At 62.2% G+C, this 982-nt stretch carries 1 pseudogene; it reads right to left on the bottom strand.

Going from position 1 to position 982, the window contains the following annotated elements:
* Positions 1-982: pseudogene (locus V5F77_RS28920) on the bottom strand (transposase); the annotation flags it as partial.

A 982-nucleotide genomic window follows, 5' to 3' on the forward strand; every position in this document is an offset into this window, starting at 1 on the left:
TGCCAGGCGTCGCATCTCGGCGAAAGCCTCAGATCCCTGCTTCAGGCATCGACCTTCCTTGCCTGCCAGTCCGTCAGTAGGCCTCGCGGCTTGATTCACAGCGCGGCGGCGACCACCGGCGAAATCACATGACCGGTGTCCGGGTCTCGAACCGGCTCCAACTTCAAAGCCGCGTGTGGTACATCATCTGCCTGCCCCCCTTTCGACCCGCCGCCAAGCTCCCAGCAGGCGCTCCAGATTGGCGAAGCTGCCGGTGTAGCCGCGCTGCCTGACATCATGAAAGAGGTGCCGGCCGCAGCGGTTCCCATTCTTCCAGCATTGCGAAAGGAAGGTTTCGAAGTACCATGTTGATGTGGGGTTCAGTGCTGCCCGCCGCCTGTGTGGCGGAGCCTTGAACTTGAGCCACTTCGCTACGCTGCGACGTTCATAGCCGGTCCGTCGGGCGATCTCGCTGTAGGACAGCCCTTCCTGGCGCAAAGTGTGGAGCATGTCGAATATCTCCTGACGAGATTCGCTATGCGTGAGACGAGCACGCCGACGATGTGTGGCAGCGTCACAATGGCGTCCTCCGACAAGATGGACCTGCCGGTGGCGCGCCCGGAGAGGCTCATCTGTTCTTCGATGGCCAAGCGCAGGTTCTGAACCAGATGAAACCGATCGGCGACCTGCTGGGCCTGCGGTGCGCCTTCGCGGACGGCCTGCGCATACAGGCCGCAGCGGTCCCGACTGACGACCTCGATAGAAGGATGGTTCTGAAGCCACTTGGCGGCACTCTCGACGCTGCGGTCGTGCAGAATATCGACAACCGAGCGGCGCTCGAGATCAACCATGATGGTTCCGTAGCTCGTCGCGCGCCGCCAGCTCCAGTCATCGATGCCAACCGCCCGAACCTCGGAGTTGCTCTGAGCATCTGCGGCATCGCGCTTCAGTTGCCGCAGGATGGTATCGTCGCTGATCGGCATTCCGAGCCGCTGCATGAACC

Source organism: Roseixanthobacter psychrophilus (genome assembly GCF_043195195.1).
Lineage (GTDB): Bacteria > Pseudomonadota > Alphaproteobacteria > Rhizobiales > Xanthobacteraceae > NCEH01.